Source organism: Treponema sp. (assembly GCF_051883275.1).
Classification (GTDB): domain Bacteria; phylum Spirochaetota; class Spirochaetia; order Treponematales; family Treponemataceae; genus Treponema_D.
This window is the reverse complement of sequence record NZ_JBJETK010000075.1, coordinates 17193-37420: the sequence shown is the minus strand read 5'-3', so window position 1 is coordinate 37420 and position 20228 is coordinate 17193. Positions and strand designations below refer to the sequence as shown.

The window sequence follows — 20228 nt, the reverse complement described above, 5'->3', positions numbered from 1 at the left end:
ATTCCTGCGCTCAGTCTGAACTTCCTCCAGAGCATTCACGGCCTCTGTTTTATTGCGCTCCAGAGTAAGCAAAACCTCATCCGGAATTCCCTTGAAATCCTTAGGAACCTGAAGCTCTGTAAATCCAGCTTCCTTCAGCTCGCCGTCAAGCGCAAAACGGGCCTTTTTAGAAGACGCCGCAAGAATTCTGGAATCATCATCGCCGAGTTTTACAACAATGCCCCTGGAGCCAAGCTTTGATTTCAGCTCAGAAATTTTCTCAGGGTCTATTTTTCCAATTCTAAGCGTAAGAAACGAAAGGGACTCCAAGTCTGAATACGAAACTTTCAGGTTTGAAAAAGCCAGCGCCTCCTTGTATGCGGAAACCGCTTTCTTTTCCTCATCAGCGGCAAAAAGCTCGTTTTTGTGAATTTCCTCAACAGACTCTATTATTTTTGTCGCACTGTTAAAATCCTCATCAGAAGGAAGAGGAACGCTTCCCTTGTAGCCGTCGAGATCCGGCAAATCCAAGGCCACCCTGACCTGCTGGAGCCTTTCAAAAACAGACGCATCCGGATTAAGGCGTTTTGCAGAATCAGAAGCATCGGCAGCAAATTCCTGCTGAAACTGAAATTCTCCCAGCTCGCCAAGATATTTCAGCACCGAATGTATATCTTCCCGCAAAACCATAAGCTCAATAAGACGCATCGTAGTAGTTCTAGCCATTTATTACCTCCAGGGCTCCAGCCATCTGCATAGCCTGCAATGAATCAATGCTAAGCCTCAGACTTTCAGAAGCTGTACGGATATTATCAAGTTCATTTCTCTTTATGATAAACCAGCAAACCAAGGGACATGCTGTAAACGGATATTTATGAAAAAGCTTATACGCCTTTTTTACATAAAGCCCTTTATAGGAATTGGAAATCCAGCGTGAATCCACAGTCCACACTGTGCCCTCTTCGTGCGGATTCAAAAGCCGGCTGTATTTCCAGTCTTTCCATGAATCATAGTTATCCAGCTCCCAATCCAGGGTCTTTATAGCATCACAGGCAAGCGGATCCTCCGCATCTTTTTGTTCAGTTGTGTACGCCAAAAGAGGAAGTATTTCATCGCGCTCCATTTTATAGTAGAAGCGAAGCCTGATTGCCCAGACCACATTGTCTATTCTGATTTTTTCGCCGAGCAGATCAAGCACATCATTTCTGCACGAAGAATGAACACGCTTAGCCGCATTCCACAAAGACATAATGTAATGGCAGTCAAGCTTGTAGTCCGCCAAGTGCATTTCAGAAATAGAAGGAATTTCGTTGTACCACGAAAGGTCTCCGCCTGATGTAATGGAAGAAATATCAGGCCAGCCATCATAGTTTATTATATTAAAAGGCTCGATTCTCTGAACAGACGGCATTTTCTTTTCGCCAAGAGCAAGCGAAGCGGAAATATCCTTCAGATTTTCATAGTCGAAATTTCTAAGCAGCGTTAAAACAATATCTTCCGGCTTGGAATAATTTTCAACAAGCTTTTTGTAGTCATAGATAAATTTTCTGAACGCTTCCTGTTCCAGATTACGGGCCAGAAGAGTTTCCGGAACCACAGGAATTTCCTTCTTGAACAAGAACGCCCACAGCTCCTGCAATGTACGGAAAGAAAACAGCTGTCTTGCCCGCTCACCTACATAAGACCGCGCAAGCATGCCGCTGGCTTTCGCATATACATAAGAATCCGCGGCAGATTTATCCATTGCCATACACAGCCTCTATGAAAAAAGGATTTTATCCATAAGAGAATTGAAAGACGAATAATCTTTTTCAGTGGAAGCCAGATTATGCCTATACAGTTCTATGTCAGAAGTATGTTTTTTTTCAATGGCAGACTTTGCTTCTTTTTCTTTCTGGTCTATCTCCGCAATAACGGCGGAATATGCAGCTTTGAATTCAGACTCCGACTGGGCGCGCGCAGAAGCAATTTTTTCATCAGCCCTTTTCTGCGCATCAAGCACTGTAGTAGAAGCTTCTTTTTCTACATCAAGCAGATGTGTTATAATATCAATTTCTTCAGCAGCCATATACACTCCAAACAAACAGCCCGGTGCAAGCAGCGCGCCATTTGCTATTTTCAGGGCATCTAAAAAGTCGTCTTAAACGATTTTCCCAGAATGCCTGCAAATTCCAAGAAATTGCCGGTCAGCACCCAAGGCGACTGAACAGCACTCTATTTTTCAGCAGCAAAAAAACGCCGCGAAACACGCCAATCACAAGGCTTCAGCATCGCACAAAGCATCAAAAACTTCCTGCGCGGAAGTCTTTTCAAACAGCTTTGTAACAAAAAGCGGATCCTGAAGAACTATGGCAAGTCCCTTTAAAATCTCAAGAAGAAGATTATTGTTATCAGGACCGCACAAAAGCATAAACACAAGATTCACAGGCGCTCCGTCCAAAGCATCATAATCAATGCCCTTGCGGCTTATCCCTATTGCGCCGACACAGCCTTTTACAGAAGCACACACTCCATGAGGAACAGCCACACTGTGCATTATTCCCGTGCTCATCTGAGCTTCCCTGGCATGAAGCACAGACAAAGCTTCCTCTCTTCCGATCTCCGGATTTTCAGAATGGATAACCTGCACCATTTCCTCAAAAAGCTCGTCTTTATCTTCACTCTCAAGGTTTACAATTATGCTTTTGGGAGAGAATACTTTTGCAAAAACCATACTACCATCCTTAGAACAATTTCATAGCTCATTCCAAAATCATCCAATTAAAAATGCCTGCACCGCAGCACAAGCAAGTACATAAAACACAGGGTTTCAGAGACTCTGTAAAATGCAGACACTGCTGACTCAGGCGCTTTACTCAGAAGTATTGATTTCTTCCTGAAGCCAGTTTCCGCTGTTTTCCGAAGAGGACTGCTCGCCCTGAAGTTCCTTTACAGTAGATGACAAATCTTCCTTTTCAGGAGCCTTGTTCAAAAGCAAAATTCCAAATGTAGTCACAAAAAACAATGCGACAAGAACACCCGTTGTCTTAGCGAGAACACTTGCTGAACGAGCGCCAAAAGCCGTAGACTGTCCGCCGCCAAAAGCACTTCCCATGCCATTATTTTCCTCATTCTGGACAAGCACAAGAAGAATTAAAAGAAAACAGATAATTACAAACGCAATGAGAAGGATTGTTTTTAAAACAGCCATTTTTTTACTCCAAACACCGGGTTTCCGGCAAAAATCATTTTAGTTTTATTATAATAATGAAATATTTATTTTAGGTCAATAAATCGAAAAGCCAAGATTATTGCCATGAACCTTGAAAACCATCGCTTTTGGAATTACTTAAAATTAAACGCTGAAAAAAAATTTTCCTGAACAAGGGCGCATAATTCTTCAGTTCCGCAGCCGCGGATTTCGCAGGCTTTTTCATATACATTCTGAATCTGAGAAGGCAGAGTTTTATCTTCGCCCCGCAAAGTCTGATAGGGAGCATCTGTTTCAAAAAGAATGCGGTTCAAAGGAAGCTCCCTGATACAATCCGCGGCCTTCTTGCTTCCATTCAGCAGCGGCTTTCCAAAGGAAAAATATGCGTTTATTCCATGGCGCAAGAGAGAAAGCGCATCCCGGGCGACAAAAGGAAACGAATGGAACACAACGGAATACAGTTTTTTCAGCTCCGAAGAATAGCGGAACATCATGTCCAAAGCCTTTCTGTTATGAACCACAAGCGGAACTTCATACTTCAAGGCACAAAAAAGACACGCCTCAAAGGCCTTTTTCTGAATATCCGCGCAAGCCCTTAAATCCGGGGTAAAAAAATCAAAGCCTGATTCTCCCACCGCCTGAATTCTTTTTTCCGCAAGAAGCTTTTCCAGCAGCCCGGCATTTTCAAGCGAAGGGTTCTGGGGATGAAGTCCGAATGCGCACACAAGTTTTCCATTCGACCGGACTGCAATTTTTTCCTGGCGCAAGAATTCTTCCGCAGAATGGGAACAGGAGCAGCAGTAATAATCAGGGACAAAAGAATCACATTCAGCAGCGTGCAGATGAGAATCGCAGTACACAAGAACCTCCTGTAAAAGCCGCGCGAATAAAAAACTAAACACTTTCCTTAAAAAACCGAAAATAAAAAAAGGCGAAGGAACATCTAAAGTCCGGCTTAGTGATTTTTAGATGCCCCTGCGAGTTTTAAGCCGTTATAGAGCAGCTTGAAACATCACATTCCCAGAGTACCTCAAAAAACTGAATTTTTCGAGGTTCCCGTTATCTATGGAAGCGGCGGTTAACACAAGAAGCGGTTAACCATTTCTTCCTTGCTGTTTTTGTATTTCCCTGAAGTACTGCAAAACAGCAGATATTATCGCAAGCAGAGAACAATGCGGATACGGATTATTCACTGTTTGCCTAAAAGAGAGGTGCAATTTTATGGCATACTACACACTTAAAACCATTGCAAAAACAAACGACTACATGGCAGTTCTAAGAGAAACAGAGGACGGCTACGTTGTCCGCATTGTAAGGGACAAGGATGGCTATGAAGAAATAACCACCGATTTTATTTCACGCACTCTATTTGAATCCTGCATCAGAACAGGCTATCTCACAAAAATCGAGGAGCCGGCGGTAAAAATGGCCGCAAACGCCTAGCAGACCTCCAGCACATATTTTTCTACCAAATCAGCTGCTGCAAGAAAGCGCGCTTCCTTGCTTGTTTCGCAGGGAAGCCAATGAATTTTTACTCCCTTGCGCTCCATTCCGCGGAACCATGTTTCCTGCCGCTTTGCAAAATGCCTGATTGAAGCGCAAAGCTGCTTTTCCATTTCCTCCAGCGAAGAAATTTTACCCTCAAGATAAAGGCTCACAAAGCGGTATTCAAGCCCGAGTTTTTCAAGTCGCTCCCAGGAAAAGCTTCTGTGCAGATGTTCCACTTCGTCAATCATTCCAGCCTGAATTCTCTGCCTGAGGCGAATTTCTATATTGCGGTAAAGCTCATCCCGGTTCAAGGTTGTGCCCATGACAAACGGAACTATTCTCGGCCGCTCCAGTAATTCCGCCCGGACTTTTTTTCCTTCATCGCTTGCCTTGAAAAGCTCAATCTGAATCGCCTTTACCACGCGCTCTTTTACAGCAAGATCACTTTTGTTGTGCAGGGACGGGCGAAGCTTTAAAAGCATAGCTCCAAGCTCTTCAAGCGGCTTTTTTTCCAGCTCAGCTTTCTGAACGGAATTTTCAGGAACAGGGAGCAGCTCATATCCGCGCACGACGGAATCAAGATACATTCCGGTTCCGCCTGCAACAAACGAAAGGCAGCCCTGCTCTCTCTGCGAATTAAATATCCTGTAAAAATCCTGCTGAAAGCAAAACACATTGTATTCAGAATCAAGAGTTGCCACATCTATTAAATGAAAGGGAATATGCTTTCCGTTTATGCAGTACTCATCCAGATCCTTTCCGCTGCCAAGATCAAGCCCCTTGTAGACCTGCCTGGAATCCGCGGAAATAATATCCCACCCGAATTTGTCTGCAAGCCGAACCGCAATGGCGGTTTTCCCCACGGCAGTCGGCCCCAAAAGAACAACGCAGTTAACTTCTGTAGACTGCATAAAAAAGCTACACCACCCTGCACACAGCGCATTTCAGGTACGAGCTTTTCGGATAGCCGAGAAGCACAGGATGATCCGGAGCAGCCCCCAGTTTTTCCAGAACCTGAACACGCTTGTGGCTGTCCATAGCGGCATGCATAAGCATCACATAAAATGTATTTTCATCAAAATAATGCGAGCAGGAGCACGAAACAAGAATTCCGCCCTCATTCAAAAGCCTCATAGCGCGCAGGTTTATTTCCTTATATCCGCCGTAAGCTTTTTCTATACTCCCCGCCTTCTTGGTAAAAGCCGGCGGATCAAGAATAATCACATCGAATTTTTCACCTTCCGCCTCAAACTTCTTCAAAAGATCAAAAACATCGGCGCAGACCGCCTTCATGCACCCGGAAGCATTGTTCAGCGAAATATTTTTGTTCACCATGTCAACGGCATCCTGCGAAATGTCAACGCTCAAAACCTCGCGCGCCCCAGCCTTAAAGGCATTCAGTCCGAATGCGCCGGTATGAGTAAACGTGTCCAGAACTTTTTTTCCGTGGCAGAATTTCTTAATTCTTTCGCGGTTGAATTTCTGGTCAAGGAAATATCCGGTTTTCTGCCCCTGCGCAATATCAACAAGAATAGAAACTCCGTTTTCTTCAATTTCAATCACGCTCTTGCCTTCCCTGCCGATCCAGCCCGCTTTTTCCGCAAGCCCTTCCTTTTCCCGGACTGAAGCATCGCTCCGTTCATATATGAAATCAGGCTTTACAAAATCCTTCAGGGCAGCCAAAATTTCCCTGCGGAACACTTCACAGGCAAGAGCAAGAAACTGAACAACAAGATACACAGAGCCCTTTGAAACGTACTTTTCCACAATAAGCCCCGGAATAAAATCCGCCTCGCCGAAAACAAGACGGAAGCTGTCGTCCGCACTGAAATTCAAATTTCGTATATTCACGGAGTCCCGTATTTTTTTTGACCAGAACGCAGCGGGATTTTCCATAATGCGGTCGGCATGCATGGATGAAATCATGCGCACTGTAATCTTAGATTTTCTATTTATAACTCCGCTTCCAAGAAAACCGCCGGCATTTGTATACACTTCCACCACAGTTCCATCGGCCACATCACATTCCTCAAGCGGCGCGCTTTTCATTCCTGCCTCAACGGGAAATTTCACGGACGAAATCTCATTGTCGTACACCCACGGAAAACCCTGTGAAATCTCGCGGTCTTCTTTGGGCTTCAGCATAACTCTTACAGTTTTATTCATTAGTCATTGCTCCTGTTCAAGGAATATATCCCCGGCAAAATTGCCTATATTCGATTTCTGGTAAAATGCCGGCCGCCTCAAATGCCAGCCAGCGTTTCCCTAGTATACAGAAATCCGCTCTGTTTGTCAGTTGAATTCAAAAAGGAAAACAGTTCTTAAAATGCACAAAAAACCCCGAAAAACTTAGTTTTTCGGGGTTTCCTTTTCAAGTGCCTATTGAAAAAAATTCAGGCAGGCTTTTACTTTGTTGCCAGAATAGCAATTCCAGGAAGCGATTTTCCTTCAAGAAGCTCAAGGGAAGCGCCGCCGCCTGTGGAAACATGGCTCATTTTTTCAGCAAGGTGGAATTTGTTTACGGCAGCAACAGAATCTCCGCCGCCTACAACAGTCATAGCACCGCGTCCTGTAGCTTCAGCAACAAGGCGGGCAACAGCCTCTGTTCCCTTTGCAAAGGCATCGAATTCAAATACACCGACAGGACCGTTCCATACAATCGAATTAGCCTCGCCGATAGCCTTCTTGTACTCTTCAACAGTCTTCGGGCCGACATCCATAGCCATAAGGTCAGCAGGAATATCAACACCGTCAACAGCAACAGGCTTTGCTTCTGCGCTGAATTCTGAAGCTCCAACATGGTCAACAGGAAGCAGAATCTTCACGCCCTTGGCATCCGCATCAGCAAGAAGCTTCTTTGCAGTGTCGATAAAATCGTCCTCTACAAGTGACTTTCCAACATTGTGTCCCTGGGCTTTCAGGAAAGTGTATGCCATTCCGCCGCCTACAACCAGATACTTTGCGTTTCTAAGAAGAGATTCAAGAACTGCAATCTTTGAAGAAACCTTTGCGCCGCCGATAATTGCAACCATTGGCTTTGGAGGATTTGTAACCATCGGCTCAAGATATTTCACTTCCTTTTCCATCAGGAAGCCGCCAACCGGCTGTGTAGACATGAATTTTGCGATTGTAGCTGTGGAAGCCTGGTCGCGGTGAGCAGTTCCAAAAGCATCGTTTACAAAAATATCGCCGTAAGTCGCAAGCTCCTTTGCCATTGACTCGCGCTCAGCATCATCCTTTGAAGTTTCCTCCTTATGGAAGCGGACATTTTCAAGCATTGCGACCGCGCCTTCTGGAAGAGCATCGATTGCAGCCTTCTGTCCAAGGGCATCCGGCAGGAATGTAACTTCTTTTCCGAGCTTTGAAGCAAAATACTCAACAACAGGCTTCATTCTGTTTTTTCCGTTGATGAATTTTTCAGCATCGGCTTCTGTCCATGACTTTCCGGCTTTTTCCGCCTTTTCCTGCGCCTTCTTTACATCCTTTTTTGGATCGCCGAGGTGGCTCATAAGAACAAGAGAGCGCGGACTCTGCTCAAGAATATATTTGATTGTAGGAAGAGCCGCCATGATGCGAGTGTCATCCTGAACAACTCCGTCCTTCATAGGAACATTGAAATCAACACGCATGATGATGCGCTTGCCTTTAAGATCCACATCTTTTACTGTTTTTATCATCTAAATATCCTCCATAATGGAATTTAATAGCAACTATAAGAAAATAATATAACAAATCCGCAATTATTTCAATGTTTGCATATTACGCACGAAGCTCCAAGAAATTTCAGGCCGCCGAAAAATCAAACTATATAATTGTCCGTATTAAATGAATCAATTCATTTTCGCGTGAAGCAGGACGAAGCGATTCTTTAAGAGATTCAAGCTCAGCTTTGCGCGCATCTTCCGTGGCAGGCTCTCCGCTTTCATCCGCAGCAGGCCGGTTGTCCAGGGATTCGCCGTCTTTTTCAGGATTTTTTACAAGCACAACTTCATCCCCGACATTCAGCGTGTCATAGAACCCGTTTTTCTTGTAAACGCCCTCGGACAGCTCCTCGTCGGCAAGCTCAACTACAAAAGTTCCAAGGAAATTCTTGTCGCTGTAGGAAACTCCGGGGCCGGAATCCTTTGTCATGACAGTTCCGCGGCGCACAACATGGAACTCGGAGCCTTTTGAGATACCGTCATTTTTTCCAAGGTCAACCAAAAGCTGCCCATGCACATTGCGAAGCACTTTTCCGCGGATAGGAAGCACAGACAAAATTCCCTGCCTGAGCCGCTGCATAGCCCGCGCCATACAGTCATTTCCGGTTCTGTAAACATGAATTTCAGAAGTCTTTGTTCCTGTCCTCGCCGAATAAAGAACTGCATCAAGCGAATATGTGCGCTCTGTTTCAGATGCTTCCAGAATAACAAAATAGTCGCACCCGGAGCTTCTTGCAAGCCTGAATGCCTGACCGTAGCCGTCCACAGGCTCCAGCTGGATTTCAACATAGGCAGAGGGAACTCCGTTAAAGACTTCTTTTGCAGCCACAGCGGAAATTTCCTCCAAGTCCGCATGAAGCAGCTGAATAGGCTTTTTTATATAATAAATTCCGATGTTCCACCTTGTCTTGTCAAGATAAAAAGGATCAACGTTCCAGCGGGAAGAAATATTGTTTCTAAGAAGGCTCTCGTAAACCTCTATGGCATCATCATTTTTTATCTGCGCCCTCGTCCGCTTTACCGACAGAGAATTTTCGTCCGACTTGACCGGTGCCTGTTTTTTTTCGGCGGATTCATTTTCTCGTATAAATTTCAGCTGCTGAAGATAAAGCTCATAGTGTCCGTCGCGCTCAAGCATATCTGCGAACGACTGCCTGATTTTATTATTCAGCGGTGAAATTGAAAGCGCCTTCTGATATTCATACCGCTCGGCGATTCCTTCAAAATTCCGACCGTATTCAGCCGCCTTGTCAGAATGAAAGTCCGCCCAGACATTCCGCCTTTCATCCTCAATCATAAGAGCGCCGCACACAAGCTGTTCAAGCGCATTTCTCATAACCTCGTCCTGGGGAGCAATGGAAAGCCCTGTTTCGTAGGCGGAAATCGCATCCTCGGTTTTTCCCTGCTGCTGAAGAGAGCGGCCCTTTAGATACCAGGCGTCAACGGCATTTCTGTTCCGCCCGATTCTAAAATCGCATATATCTATGACTTCATTGAAACGCTTCTGCGCATATAAAATTCCGGCCAGCAGAGAATACGCCTTGTCAAAATTTCCATTTATAAGAACCGCGCTCCTGGCTCTCTGCTCTGCGGCTATATAGTCCATGTTTTTTGCAGCAAGATACGCCGCCATGTAGTGAACTTCCGGCTCGCCGCTGTAATAGGACAATGCCTGCCTTATATAGTTCTCTGAAATTTCAGTTTTTCCCATCTCAGCGCTTACAAGGGCAAGGCTCAAAAGCGCCTTCCTGTTTGAAGCATCACGCTTGAGAGCATCCTGATAGCGGCTTTCCGCAACAGTAAGCCTTCCGTCAAGCAAATCAAGCTCCGCAAGCCCGAACCTCGCATTCACGTCATTGGGAAAATCCTTCAGAACACCGGTGAAAACAGACTTCGCTTCGTCCACGCGCCCGAGCGAAATCAGAGCCATTCCCTTTAAATTCTGTATATCGCTGAAATTCCGGGCATACCGGGAAGCCTCATCCGCATACTGCACGCAAAGATCATAGCTTCCAAGCGCATAGTGGCACAGCGCAAGATTGTAAAGCGCATCCCCGTACTGAGGATTCAGCGACAGGGCTTCCTGATACAAGTCAACAGCGTCAAACCAGCGGCTTTCCAGCTGAAGCTTCTGCGCCCTGTTAAAAAACTCCAGCGCAGAACTCTTCTGGGCAGACACCGGACAGGAAAAACGCAAAATCAAAAAAGCAAACGCAATGCCGCGTAAAAGATTTTTTTTCATTTCAACTCCCATAAAAAGCATTGGGACAGCGCAAAAAAGGCACAGCTCAGAAACCTGCAAAAATTCATTCCACTATGATTTTTTGATTCCTGCGTTCCCTAACTTTCTTTTTTACGCATTATCTTGATTGTGTCAACCTTATGCCCTTCCATTTCCTGGATGATAAAATCCCACTGGTTCCATGAAGTTTTTTCAAATTTCACAGGGATTTTTCCGAACAGGTCAAATACAAATCCGCCAAGTGTGTCGAAATTCTCAGTCGGAAACTCCGAGCCGATTTCCTTGTTCAGAGTGTCCAGGTCAACACGGGCATCGCAAATCCAGACATTTTCAGAAAGCGAAATCACATCCTCATGCTCGTTGTCGAATTCATCCTGAATATCGCCGACAATTTCCTCGATGATATCCTCCATGCAGACAATGCCGGAAACTCCGCCGTACTCATCGATGCTGACTGCTATATGAACATGCCTCCTCTTGAATTCGCGCAGAAGGCTATCTATGTGCTTGCTCTCCGGAACAAAATAAGGCTTGCGGATTATCTTTTCAAGGTCAATCGGGTGCTTTTCCGCCAGAGCTTTTATCAAGTCCTTGACGTAAAGAATTCCCACAACATTGTCTATTGAGCCGGAATAAACCGGAATACGGGAATGGCCGCTTTCAGTGACTTTCTTAAAAAGGTCTTCCTCAGGGGTTTCTATTGAAATAAAATCCACATCAATGCGGGGAACCATAACCTCTTTTACAGTTGTCACAGCAAGCTCTTCAACACCCTGAATCATGTCGTTTTTTTCTTCAGCAAGAATTTCCTGCTGGGCTTCTTCCGCCGCGGAAATCTTCTGCTCGCTTTTTTTTGCGTTATCTTTCTTTAATCCAAACATATATTTTCCTATTGAACAATTTCCTGCCTCGGATTTTCGTCCGCGCCATTCAAGCGTTTTATTTTATTATACATTCTCCGCTGAAATATTCCATCAGCTTTTTCTGAAGAACCAGCATTTCGCATTTTGGCTCCACATTTTTTTCAACATGCTCCTCCCCGTGGTCATAGCCGTTCAGATGAAGAAGCCCGTGAATTATCAGCCGCTTAAGCTCCTCGTCCTGCGGAACTTCAAAATACTCCGCATTTTTCGGCAGGGTGTCAACGCTTATAGCAATATCCCCGGCCTGAAGCCAGACAGCGCCGCTTTCATCAGTATACCGCTCGCCGTTTTCAAAGCTCAAGACATCTGTAGGGCTGTCTATATTTCGGAATGTTTTATTTAAATATTGAATATATTCATCAGAGCATAGGAGTATTGAAATTTCCTGACCATCCCAGCCGCACTTCTGCATGACCTTGGCGGCAAAAGGCTCTATTCCGCCGAACCACACAGGAGCCTCTTTTCCGTCCTCCATGCTAACAAAAATCTGGTTTCCTGTCATTTTTTTTCCTTTGCCATTTTTTCAGCCTTGTCTTTCAGGGATTTTTTTGAAGGCTTTTCATCTTTCTGGCTCTTGTCTTTTTCCGCTTTCCGTTCAGAATTATTTTCCTGCTGGGGCTGGGGCATCTGATGAATTTCATTTGTGTCGGGATCCTTCTGGTCAGGATACTTTGTGCGGCTGTGATAATATCCCGCAAGAATCTGGACAAACGCATCGTGGATCCGCGTGAGGTCGTTGAACGTAAGGCTGCAATTTTCAAGCTGCCTGTGCTCAATCTTGCCGTAAATCAGCGTTGTAATAAATTTTTCAAGGCGCGGAACAGAAGGCTTTTCCAGACTGCGGCACGCGGCTTCAACTGTATCCGCAAGCATCACAATCGCGCTTTCACGAGTTGTAGGCGGATTTCCTGTGTAGGAATAGTCCTCTGGATTTGTGTCAGGATCAATCGCCTTTGCCTCATTGTAGAAATATGCAATCACCTGGTTTCCGTGGTGCTCGCTGATTATGTCGATTATCTGCTTTGGAAGCCGGAGCGCCCTTGCCTTTTCCATGCCGCGCTTTACATGGCTGCGTATTATGCTCACTGAAAGCGAAGGATTTATCTCTGTATGGATATTTTCGCCGACACTCTGGTTTTCCACAAAGTATTCGGGGTTGTCCAGTTTTCCTATGTCATGATAATATGCGCCAACCCTTGCAAGCAGAGGATTCGCACCAACTTCATTGCAGGCGGCCTCCGCAAGGCTTGCAACCATGAGCGAATGATTGTATGTTCCGCTCGCAGTAACCAGCATTTTTTTCATAGTGGGATTGTTCAGGTCGCTCAGATCCATAAGCCTGAAAAGCGAAGCGGTGTTCAGCAGCAGCTCCAGCGGAGTAAGAAGCCCCAGACACAAAATGCCGGAAAAAAATCCGTTCAGGGCAACTCCAACAATCGAGCCGAAACTGCTGTACAGGGAATCATTGAAAACAATCTTGAAAATCACCAGAAAAACAATATTCAAAAGAGACTGGAGCGCAGAAACCAAAACCATATCAGTTCTGCGGTTTATTTTCCTCACAAGGCGCGCAGAGGCAAACGAAGTTGAAAGCACAAAGAGGAACGGCACAATCTGGTACGACGAAGCATTCAAGACAGAAAGCGAAATTATAATCGAAAAGAAAACCGCATTGAGCTGCCCGAACAGAATCGCAACAAGAAACACACATAATGAAGAAGGAATGACAGCGCAGAGTGCATACGGAGATGAAAAATAAACAGACTTGGAGCCAAAAATCACCGAGCAGAAAATTATGACATAAAAGCAGCACTCAGTAACAAGCTCCTTGAATTCTATCATCTTATACTTGAAATAAATTTTGCTGCAGAAAAAGAAAAAAAGAGCGCACATCAATATATGGTAGATAATAGAATTTGCAAACGCCCTGTAGTCCACATAGACAGGAGACTCCGACATTTTTCTAAGCTTTTCGTAGCCTTCCTGCGTAATCGGAAAGCCCTTTCTTATGACCTTTTCGCCCGCCTGAACTGAAACAGGATTATCATAGTTTGCAGGAAGCGACTTTGCGGCCTTTATAGTAACATCAGAAATCTGGCCGACCTCATAGTCATTTATGTTAAACGAGGAAACGGTTGATGAAGTTGAAATTTTTACAAATACAAGTCCGACTGTAACCAGAAAAGTTATAAGGCACAATATAACTTTCTGATAATTCGTTTTCATATATTTTGTAAAAGCGCCTGATATAACAGCAAAAAAACGCTGCGAATTCTCATCTTTCTTCATTTTCATAAGCCTGTATAATTTTTTTCACCAACCCGTTTCTCACAACGTCTTCTGAAGTCAGCTTTGCAGTTGAAATTCCGTCCACGTCCCTAAGAAGATTCAGGGCATGCAGAAAGCCAGAAGGAGTCCGCCTCGGCAAGTCAACCTGCGAAGGATCTCCTGTAACAAACACTTTTGAATTTTCCCCCATTCTGGTCAAGAACATCTTCATCTGCTCAACAGTTGTGTTCTGGGCCTCATCAAGGATTATAGCACAGCTGCTTAAAGTTCGTCCCCTCATATAGGCAAGCGGCGCAATTTCTATTATTCCGCTTTCAGTAAGCCGTTTTACAGTGTCCGGAGGAAGAACCGCATTCACAGAATCAAAAAGCGGCCTCATATATGGATTTATCTTGTCCTGCAAATCTCCGGGAAGAAATCCAAGGCTTTCTCCTGCTTCAACGACCGGCCGGGACAAAACCAGGGAATGAACCTTGTGGGAAAGCAACAGGCGCAGAGCCTCGGCAACTGCAATAAAAGTTTTTCCAGAGCCGGCAGGACCGCTTGCAAAAACAATGTCAGAAGTCCGCATTTTCTGCAACAGAACCGACTGTCCCCGGGTGCGCGGAAAAACTTTTTTTGTTCCGCCCGGAATCGCAATGGACAGGCTACATTCCGCGCCGCCGTTAATAACAGAGCGAACCACCTCTTCGTCGGAAACAACTCCGCTGCCGGATGAAAATTCATCAAGAATTCTGTCCACTGCAAAGCGGAATTTCTGCTCCAAAGAAGAATCTCCGCTGTCAATGGAAAGTTCGTTTCCCCTTGCAAAAACAGGAACACCTAGAAACGACTCCATCAGCCTGAGGTTGCCGTCATTGGTTCCGCACACACGGGAAAGCATCGATGAATCAGGAACAATAATCGTATACGAGGACACTATGCAAAAATCTCCAGGAACACTCCGCCAATTATAGCACAGGAATTTACAGCGCGCAAATTATTCTTCCCTCTCTTCTTTTCTGTCAAAATAGCCGGATTTTTCAAGATGCTCGCGGCGGCTCATAACAAGGCTGATAAGCTCCTGGTACATATTGAAGTCAACCTCAACTGCGATCGGAAGAATAAAATACTCGGTTTCGTCACAGTAGCGTTCAATAAATTCATTGCTCGTCACAAATCCCAGGCTTATCATATTTGAAATTCTGTCAGCGCATTTAAGAACCTTTGCACGCTGGCTGCCGTTTTCTATTATGGACTTCAGATAGTCGCTCTTAATCTGCCCCGGACGCTTTGTAACTTCCCTTACCAGCTCCAGAACCTCAGGACCGTCTGAATCGGCGTTGCGGATAAGATTTTCGTCAAAGCCTTCGATATCTTCTATTGTATCATGGACACAGCTCGCCTTCAGAAGAATATTGTCTATGTAGCCATAGTCTATGAGGATTCCCATGGTATCAAGCTGATGGCGGAACATATTGCCGCCTGCAAACCGCGCCTTGCCAATCAAAGCTGTAGCAATCTGCATATACGGCGCAAGATAGATATTTTTCAGCTGAAGCATGTGCTCGTTGTCCATCTGCTGTGGCTTTTCTACCGCCATTTCATATTTTCTTTTCATAAGAATCCTCCTGAAGGCATATCAAAAAGCTGAAGCAAACCCCTGAAGCAGCATTTTCCAGGGGCAGCCTGAAACACTTACAAGTTCTGAAGATACAAGCGCAGCTTTTCTATGCGGCGGTTAGCTTCCTCCATGCGTCTTCTTTCCTCCTGAACAACTTCAGCCGGAGCATGCTCTGCGAATTTTCCATTCAGCTTGACAGAGCTTCGGCGGACATTTTCTGTTTCATATTCAATATCACGGGCAAATTTCTGCCGGAGCTGCTCCTTGTTCACACCTTCGTCAACCAGCAGGAACGCCTCAAAGCCAGAGCCGACTGCGCCGATTGATTTTTCAGGATTCGAGTCCACAAAGTCAATCTTGCTTACACCGGCAAGCAGACAGACCATGCCTGTTTTTTCTCTGATCACTTCCGCGCTCGAGCCGGCTGAAATTTTCACAGCGATGTGCAGCTTGCTTGCAGGATCAATTCCACATTCAACTCTAAGTCCGCGCACTGTTCTGATAAGCTCCTTTAAAACCTCAAAACGCCCGGTGATTTCAGCATCAACCCTGCCGTCTTTTGCCTCTGGATAAGGAGCCGTAACAAGAAGCCCTTCATAGTCATCCGCCGGAAGAATTTTCTGCACGCCGGATTTCTTCCTGTTTTCAACAATCTGTGAAAGCGGAAGCTTTGAGTAAATTTCTTCAGTGACAAACGGAATATAAGGATGAAGCAGGCGAAGGCTTTCCTCCAGCACATTCAGCAGAACAGAAACAGCGCGGTCTTTTTCCCTGTCATCGCCGTCTTTAAATGAAAGCTTTGTAGCCTCAACATACCAGTCGCAGAAATCATTCCAGAAATACTCATAAAGCGCGGAAGCTCCGTCATTATAGCGGTAGCTTTCAAAGGCAGCGCGCGCATTTTCCACTGCGTTTTCAAGGCAGGTATAAATCCAGCTGTCAAGCTCGTTCAAGTCAGAGTCAGAAACAGGAACAAGCGTGCGGTCTTCAAGATTTCCAAGAATATAGCGGCTCGCATTCCACACTTTGTTGCAGAAGCGGCTGCCCATTTTAAACGAATCCTTGTCCACCAGAACATCCTGACCCTGGGCGCACATATAGCCCAAGGTGAATTTCAGGGCATCTGAACCGTAAAGGTCTATAATCTCAAGCGGATCTATGCCGTTTCCAAGGGTCTTTGACATTTTTCGGCCCTGCTTGTCGCGCACAAGACCATGTATATAAATATCGTGAAAAGGAGATTTGCCAGTGAATTCAAGACCGGCCATAATCATGCGGCTCACCCAGAAGAAAATTATATCATAAGCCGTAACCAGCGCCGTAGTAGGATAGAACTGTGAAAAATCCGAAGTTTCTTCAGGCCAGCCAAGAGTGCTGAACGGCCACAGCCAGGATGAAAACCACGTGTCAAGCACATCAGGATCCTGCGAAAGATTCCCGGAGCCGCACTTAGGACAGACAGAAACATCTTCCCTGGAAACAATCGTTTCGCCGCAGGAGCAGTACCAGACAGGAATTCTGTGCCCCCACCAGAGCTGGCGGCTTATACACCAGTCACGGATATTTTCCATCCAGTGCGAAAAAGTATTTTCCCATTTGCGCGGATAAAACACAAATTCACCGTTTTTCCATGCGGCAAGGGCTTTTTCAGCAAGCGGCTTCATTTTTACAAACCACTGGTCGCTCAAATACGGCTCGACAACAGTTGTGCAGCGGTAGCAGTGACCGACTGAATGTTTTATTTTTTCTTCGCCCTTATAAAGCCCAAGCTCCTTTAAATCTTCTATTATAAGTTTTCTGGCCTCAGGGCATTTCAGGCCGCGGTATTTTTCAGGGCAGGCATCATTTAAAGTTCCGTCCGGATTCAGAATGTTTATAGCTTCAAGATTGTTGCGTTTTCCCACTTCCCAGTCGTTGGGGTCATGCGCCGGAGTGATTTTTACCATTCCGGTTCCGAATTCCTTGTCTACATAGGCATCTGCAATCAGGGGAATCACGCGGTCTGTAAGCGGAAGCTTCAGATTTTTTCCCACAAAAGACTTGTAGCGCTCGTCATCCGGATTGACCGCAACCGCTGTATCTCCAAGCAGAGTTTCAGGGCGGGTTGTGGCAATTTCAATTTTTCCAGAGCCGTCCTCAAATTCATAGTAAATATGATACATAAAAGCATCGGTGTCTATGTGGTCTACTTCATCATCGGCAAGGGCAGTTCCACAGCGCGGACACCAGTTCACAAGATAATGCCCCTTGTAGATAAGCCCGCGCTCGTACAGGGTAACAAAAACATCACGGACAGCCTTGGAAAGACCTTCGTCCATTGTAAAACGCTCGCGGCTCCAGTCAACTGAATTTCCAAGCTTGCGCTGCTGCTTTACAATCGTATTATGATGCTCTTCCTTTACCTGCCAGGTGCGCTCAAGGAATTTTTCACGCCCGAGATCATTGCGGCTTTTTCCTTCTTTTTTTAGAGCGCGCTCCACAACATTCTGAGTGGCAATGCCGGCATGGTCGGTTCCGGGAATCCAGAGAGTGTCATCGCCCTTCATTCTATGATAGCGAACCACAATATCCTGAAGCGTATTGTTCAGACCGTGGCCCATGTGAAGAACACCGGTAACATTCGGCGGAGGAATTACGACAGTATACTTTGAAACAGCGGCTGACGAAGATTTGTTCAAATAGCAGCCATGAATCGGAGAATCAGAATCAGACGAAGGCTTAAAGCAGCCTTTCTGAACCCATTCAGCATAAATTCTATCTTCAAAATCCTTTGGATTATAGGACTTTTCAAGTTCAATCGCTTTCATCATAACCTCTTGCATACACCGGCTCGGCAAAGCCTTTTTTCTATAGGGAACCTCTAAAAATCACATGGAAGAGAGTTTTTAGTGATACCGATAAAACGCAATTATAATATTTTTTTATGATGTTTGCAATGTTGACTTCAATCATCGCCGCGCCGTCAGCCTGATGCGCTCCATTTTGTATCAGCCGGAATATTTTTCCTCAAAAAAAACATGCCGGGAATTTTACGCTGAAGGGCTTTTCGTCCGCGCTGATTCCAGAGCCTCACTTGCGGAAATCCGAAGATTAAACTAAAATAATTTTCAGTGTTAAGGGGATCTCTAAGAATTTATTTCAAATGAATTTTTAGAGGTTTCCTTAACAAAAAATCCGCTGTTTGCAGTATTTCAGATATGAAAAACAGCAATGAAGTGCCGGCTAATCAATTCAGGTGCTAACCGGCACTTCATTAATTTTAAAGCGAGGGCGAAAAAGATGTCTACTCCACTTGAAAACTATGTAAAGGAATGTGGCGGAAAAATGAATCCTGCCATGGTGTCCTATGTTGCAAATCTTCAGCAGGTTGCTGATGTGGCTCCGGAAATTGCAGAGGACATTGTAAAGGAGCTTGCCACCCAGCGCAGGCACCTAAAGCTGGTTGCGAGCGAAAACTACTGCTCGCTGAATGTGCAGGCGGCAATGGGAAACCTGCTCACTGATAAATATGCAGAGGGCTTTCCAGAGCACCGCTACTACGGCGGATGCGAGAATATTGACTCCGTAGAAAAGACTGCGGCAAAGGAAGCGGCAGAGCTTTTTGGAGCGGATTACGCATACGTTCAGCCCCATGCAGGCTGCGATGCAAACCTTGTGGCGTACTGGGCAATTCTTTCAAAGACAGTTGAAAATGTCACACTCCAGGAAATGGGCGTTAATTCGCTTGCCGAGCTAACAGCGGAGCAGTTCGACATTCTGCGCAAAAGATTCGGAAACCAGAAGCTCATGGGACTTGACTATTCATGCGGCGGACACCTTACACACGGCTACAAGATGAATGTTTCGGCGAGAATGTTCGAAAGCCATCCGTACGGAGTTGACCGCGAAACAGGCCTCCTTGACTATGATGCAATCGAAAAGCAGGCTATGGAAGTCAAGCCGCTTATTCTTCTGACCGGATATTCCGCCTATCCGCGCAAAATAAATTTCAAGAAGTTCCGTGAAATCGCAGACAAGTGCGGCGCAGTTCTAATGGTGGACATGGCGCACTTTGCTGGCCTTGTTGCAGGAAAAGTCTTTACCGGCGACTACGACCCTGTGAAATGGGCTGACGTTGTAACAACAACAACGCACAAAACTCTCCGCGGTCCAAGGGGCGCGCTGATTCTCTGCAAGAAAGAATTCACAGACTATGTGAACAAGGGCTGTCCTATGGTGCTTGGAGGTCCGCTGAATCATATTGTCGCCGCAAAAGCTGTAGCGTTCAAGGAAGCCAAGACACAGGCATACCAGACCTATGCGCAGAACGTTGTGAAAAACGCACAGGCTCTTGCTTCCGCCTGCATGGAAAAAGGAATGAAGCTCCAGACAGGAGGAACTGAAAACCACCTGATGCTTGTTGATGTCACAACATACGGGCTCACAGGAAAACAGGCGGAGGCTGCCTTGTTCAAATGCGGTGTCACGGCAAACGCAAACGCTCTTCCCTATGACAAAAACGGCGCATGGTGGACAAGCGGAATCCGCATCGGAACTCCAGGACTTACAACGCTCGGAATGAACGAAGACGACATGAAAAAAGTCGCTGAAATAATCGACACTGTTCTAAAAGGCACAAAGCCTGGAATCACAAAGGACGGAAAACCTGCAAAAGGAAAAATAGAGCTTGACACTGCTGTACAGGCAAAGGCCGAAAAGGAAGTACAGGAGCTTCTTTCCAAGCACGTCCTTTACCCTGAGCTTGACCTTGAATTCCTGAAAAAAGAATTTATAAAAGCAATGTAATAAATCAGGGGAAACACTGAATAGACAA

At 45.5% G+C, this 20228-nt stretch carries 17 protein-coding genes and 1 pseudogene; 2 read left to right on the top strand and 16 right to left on the bottom strand.

The window, feature by feature from the left end; all coding sequences use genetic code 11:
• The 6 genes and pseudogenes from ACI4L0_RS11750 to ACI4L0_RS11725 form a co-directional block, all read right to left on the bottom strand.
• Positions 1-705, bottom strand: a pseudogene (locus ACI4L0_RS11750) (V-type ATP synthase subunit I); the annotation flags it as partial.
• Complete coding sequence (locus ACI4L0_RS11745; RefSeq protein WP_439800365.1) at positions 698-1729, bottom strand: V0D/AC39 family V-type ATPase subunit; 1032 nt, start codon at positions 1727-1729, stop codon at positions 698-700. The gene ACI4L0_RS11745 and the pseudogene ACI4L0_RS11750, both read right to left, overlap by 8 nt.
• 9 nt (positions 1730-1738) lie before the next feature.
• Positions 1739-2047 carry a hypothetical protein gene (locus ACI4L0_RS11740; protein WP_439800364.1) on the bottom strand — a complete coding sequence of 103 codons (309 nt, stop codon included), beginning with the start codon at positions 2045-2047 and terminating at the stop codon, positions 1739-1741.
• Between the two features lie 186 nt (positions 2048-2233).
• The gene (locus tag ACI4L0_RS11735; RefSeq protein ID WP_439800363.1) at positions 2234-2692 is read right to left on the bottom strand and encodes a PTS sugar transporter subunit IIA; all 459 of its coding nucleotides are present in this window, start codon (positions 2690-2692) and stop codon (positions 2234-2236) included.
• 138 nt (positions 2693-2830) lie between these two features.
• Positions 2831-3169 (bottom strand): preprotein translocase subunit SecG, encoded by a 339-nt coding sequence (gene secG / locus ACI4L0_RS11730; protein ID WP_439800362.1) that lies wholly within the window; start codon positions 3167-3169, stop codon positions 2831-2833.
• 134 nt (positions 3170-3303) lie between these two features.
• Positions 3304-4029, bottom strand: a complete 726-nt coding sequence (locus ACI4L0_RS11725) for a TatD family hydrolase (protein WP_439800361.1) — start codon at positions 4027-4029, stop codon at positions 3304-3306.
• 361 nt (positions 4030-4390) lie between these two features.
• On the opposite strand from ACI4L0_RS11725, the gene ACI4L0_RS11720 reads away from it, so the two are divergent.
• Positions 4391-4612 (top strand): hypothetical protein, encoded by a 222-nt coding sequence (locus ACI4L0_RS11720; protein ID WP_439800360.1) that lies wholly within the window; start codon positions 4391-4393, stop codon positions 4610-4612.
• On the opposite strand, the gene miaA is transcribed toward ACI4L0_RS11720, so the two are convergent.
• The 10 genes from miaA to ACI4L0_RS11670 form a co-directional block, all read right to left on the bottom strand.
• Positions 4609-5568, bottom strand: a complete 960-nt coding sequence (gene miaA / locus ACI4L0_RS11715; RefSeq protein ID WP_439800359.1) for a tRNA (adenosine(37)-N6)-dimethylallyltransferase MiaA — start codon at positions 5566-5568, stop codon at positions 4609-4611. The genes ACI4L0_RS11720 and miaA overlap by 4 nt on opposite strands.
• A 7-nt stretch (positions 5569-5575) precedes the next feature.
• A complete protein-coding gene (locus ACI4L0_RS11710; RefSeq protein ID WP_439800358.1) occupies positions 5576-6823 on the bottom strand; it encodes a class I SAM-dependent rRNA methyltransferase in 1248 nt (415 codons plus the stop codon).
• Positions 6824-7062: 239 nt separating this feature from the next.
• A complete protein-coding gene (locus ACI4L0_RS11705) occupies positions 7063-8334 on the bottom strand; it encodes a phosphoglycerate kinase (protein ID WP_439800357.1) in 1272 nt (423 codons plus the stop codon).
• A 127-nt stretch (positions 8335-8461) separates the two neighbouring features.
• Complete coding sequence (locus ACI4L0_RS11700) at positions 8462-10600, bottom strand: tetratricopeptide repeat protein (protein WP_439800356.1); 2139 nt, start codon at positions 10598-10600, stop codon at positions 8462-8464.
• Between the two features lie 98 nt (positions 10601-10698).
• Positions 10699-11481: a hemolysin family protein gene (locus ACI4L0_RS11695; protein ID WP_439800355.1), complete on the bottom strand. Its 783-nt coding sequence runs from the start codon at positions 11479-11481 to the stop codon at positions 10699-10701.
• A 58-nt stretch (positions 11482-11539) separates the two neighbouring features.
• Positions 11540-12025 carry an rRNA maturation RNase YbeY gene (ybeY, locus tag ACI4L0_RS11690; protein ID WP_439800354.1) on the bottom strand — a complete coding sequence of 162 codons (486 nt, stop codon included), beginning with the start codon at positions 12023-12025 and terminating at the stop codon, positions 11540-11542.
• Positions 12022-13818 carry an HDIG domain-containing metalloprotein gene (locus tag ACI4L0_RS11685; protein WP_439800353.1) on the bottom strand — a complete coding sequence of 599 codons (1797 nt, stop codon included), beginning with the start codon at positions 13816-13818 and terminating at the stop codon, positions 12022-12024. The genes ybeY and ACI4L0_RS11685 overlap by 4 nt, the downstream gene beginning before the upstream one ends.
• Positions 13799-14731: a PhoH family protein gene (locus ACI4L0_RS11680; protein ID WP_439800352.1), complete on the bottom strand. Its 933-nt coding sequence runs from the start codon at positions 14729-14731 to the stop codon at positions 13799-13801. The genes ACI4L0_RS11685 and ACI4L0_RS11680 overlap by 20 nt, the downstream gene beginning before the upstream one ends.
• A gap of 60 nt (positions 14732-14791) precedes the next feature.
• Positions 14792-15394, bottom strand: a complete 603-nt coding sequence (locus ACI4L0_RS11675) for a hypothetical protein (protein WP_439800366.1) — start codon at positions 15392-15394, stop codon at positions 14792-14794.
• A gap of 95 nt (positions 15395-15489) precedes the next feature.
• Positions 15490-18222, bottom strand: coding sequence for a valine--tRNA ligase (locus ACI4L0_RS11670; RefSeq protein WP_439800351.1), 2733 nt, complete (start codon positions 18220-18222; stop codon positions 15490-15492).
• Positions 18223-18694: 472 nt separating this feature from the next.
• Between ACI4L0_RS11670 and ACI4L0_RS11665 the strand changes: the two genes are divergently transcribed.
• Positions 18695-20200 carry a glycine hydroxymethyltransferase gene (locus ACI4L0_RS11665; protein WP_439800350.1) on the top strand — a complete coding sequence of 502 codons (1506 nt, stop codon included), beginning with the start codon at positions 18695-18697 and terminating at the stop codon, positions 20198-20200.
• The last annotated feature ends 28 nt before the right edge of the window (positions 20201-20228 follow it).

Coding starts and splice junctions, on each gene's coding strand:
- ybeY (WP_439800354.1), bottom strand. CDS start 12,025: ATGACAGGAAACCAGATTTTTGTTAGCATGGAGGACGGAAAAGAGGCT.
- ACI4L0_RS11700 (WP_439800356.1), bottom strand. CDS start 10,600: ATGAAAAAAAATCTTTTACGCGGCATTGCGTTTGCTTTTTTGATTTTG.
- secG (WP_439800362.1), bottom strand. CDS start 3,169: ATGGCTGTTTTAAAAACAATCCTTCTCATTGCGTTTGTAATTATCTGT.
- ACI4L0_RS11740 (WP_439800364.1), bottom strand. CDS start 2,047: ATGGCTGCTGAAGAAATTGATATTATAACACATCTGCTTGATGTAGAA.
- ACI4L0_RS11695 (WP_439800355.1), bottom strand. CDS start 11,481: ATGTTTGGATTAAAGAAAGATAACGCAAAAAAAAGCGAGCAGAAGATT.
- miaA (WP_439800359.1), bottom strand. CDS start 5,568: ATGCAGTCTACAGAAGTTAACTGCGTTGTTCTTTTGGGGCCGACTGCC.
- ACI4L0_RS11745 (WP_439800365.1), bottom strand. CDS start 1,729: ATGGCAATGGATAAATCTGCCGCGGATTCTTATGTATATGCGAAAGCC.
- ACI4L0_RS11675 (WP_439800366.1), bottom strand. CDS start 15,394: ATGGCGGTAGAAAAGCCACAGCAGATGGACAACGAGCACATGCTTCAG.
- ACI4L0_RS11705 (WP_439800357.1), bottom strand. CDS start 8,334: ATGATAAAAACAGTAAAAGATGTGGATCTTAAAGGCAAGCGCATCATC.
- ACI4L0_RS11710 (WP_439800358.1), bottom strand. CDS start 6,823: ATGAATAAAACTGTAAGAGTTATGCTGAAGCCCAAAGAAGACCGCGAG.
- ACI4L0_RS11665 (WP_439800350.1), top strand. CDS start 18,695: ATGTCTACTCCACTTGAAAACTATGTAAAGGAATGTGGCGGAAAAATG.
- ACI4L0_RS11685 (WP_439800353.1), bottom strand. CDS start 13,818: ATGAAAATGAAGAAAGATGAGAATTCGCAGCGTTTTTTTGCTGTTATA.
- ACI4L0_RS11735 (WP_439800363.1), bottom strand. CDS start 2,692: ATGGTTTTTGCAAAAGTATTCTCTCCCAAAAGCATAATTGTAAACCTT.
- ACI4L0_RS11720 (WP_439800360.1), top strand. CDS start 4,391: ATGGCATACTACACACTTAAAACCATTGCAAAAACAAACGACTACATG.
- ACI4L0_RS11670 (WP_439800351.1), bottom strand. CDS start 18,222: ATGAAAGCGATTGAACTTGAAAAGTCCTATAATCCAAAGGATTTTGAA.